Raw genomic sequence first — 214 nt, forward strand, 5'->3', positions numbered from 1 at the left:
TACTTGAACCCAACCTGTTTTCATAGAGCCATCTGTTGTTGGATCTAGATAATACCATTTTCCATATACTTGAACCCATCCAACTTTTTTTGCACCCTTTGGACCCTCTGCAGATGGATCTAAATAGAACCATTTCGCGCCTTCTTGGTACCAACCAGTTTTCAAGGCGCCGCCTGCATTACCGTCTAAGTAATACCATTTATCATTACTTAAT

The 214-nt window shown here is 40.7% G+C and carries 1 pseudogene; it reads right to left on the reverse strand.

Annotated features, from left to right (window positions below):
• Window positions 1-214 (reverse strand): annotated as a pseudogene (locus tag MR170_RS32050) (NlpC/P60 family protein); the annotation flags it as partial.

Source organism: Bacillus cereus group sp. BfR-BA-01524 (genome assembly GCF_022662595.1).
GTDB lineage: Bacteria > Bacillota > Bacilli > Bacillales > Bacillaceae_G > Bacillus_A > Bacillus_A thuringiensis_S.